Below are 912 nucleotides of genomic sequence, written 5' to 3'. Positions count from 1 at the left end.
GATCTAGGTGCTGGCGCGGGTAGCGCAAACCAAGTGTTAGCGGGGGCGGCTTACTCTCTAGACAATCTATACCTTGCTGCGACTTACTCTACGGGTGACCTAGATGACAAAGCAACAGGTACAGATGACAAATCTTTCACAGCAATGGAATTTGCAGCTCAGTACAAATTTACTAAGCAAGCGGTATACACATACCAAGAGAACGAGCAAGCGAACGGTACTAAAGTTGATGCAACTGACGGTATCGAACTAGCGGGTTACTACAAGTTCAACAGCAACTTCCGCACTTACCTATCGTACTACCTAAACGGTCTAGACGAAGTTAAGACCGCGGGTATTGTGACTGAAGGTGAAGACACGCTTCGCCTAGGTGTACGCTACGACTTCTAATCTAGTCTTCTAGATGACACCTTAGAAAAGCTGAGCACTTGCTCAGCTTTTTTTTGTTTTATTCAATAATTCTGATTAACTTCATCAACGCTTTTCTCTGGTTTCATTGCGTTAAATCCGTATCATACGTAAATCACATCAATGAACTAGAAACATTATGTCTCAACATCAGCCTATCCAAGGCGCAAGCTGGATGCTTACCGCTGGCCTTGCATTCGCCATTATTAACAGCCTAACCCAAATCGCCAGTATTCATTTTGGGCTCGCTTCAACCACTGTTGCTGTTATTCAATACGCCATTGCCTTCTTTGCCATTCTTCCATATTTGCAAACGTTGGGGATTCGTCGAGCGCTGCAAACCAACAACCTAAAAATGCACATCACCCGTGTTTTCTTGTCGGTTATCGGTATTCAGTTATGGATATGGGCACTCGCCTACCCCGTGCCGATTTGGCAAGGCATTGCGCTACTGATGCCCTCTCCGCTCTTCGCAACCGTTGGCTCTGGCCTGTTTCTCAAAGA

General features: G+C 45.7%; 1 protein-coding gene and 1 pseudogene. Both read left to right on the top strand.

The annotated features are described in order from the left end of the window. A partial coding sequence (locus tag KIV40_RS31355) for a porin (RefSeq protein ID WP_285353204.1) occupies positions 1–390 on the top strand: 390 nt, incomplete at its 5' end. A 157-nt stretch (positions 391–547) separates the two neighbouring features. Next, positions 548–912 (top strand): annotated as a pseudogene (locus KIV40_RS31350) (EamA family transporter); the annotation flags it as partial.

The sequence above is a fragment of the Vibrio sp. D173a genome (assembly GCF_030248475.1).
This window is presented reverse-complemented; position numbering and strand designations above follow the sequence as displayed.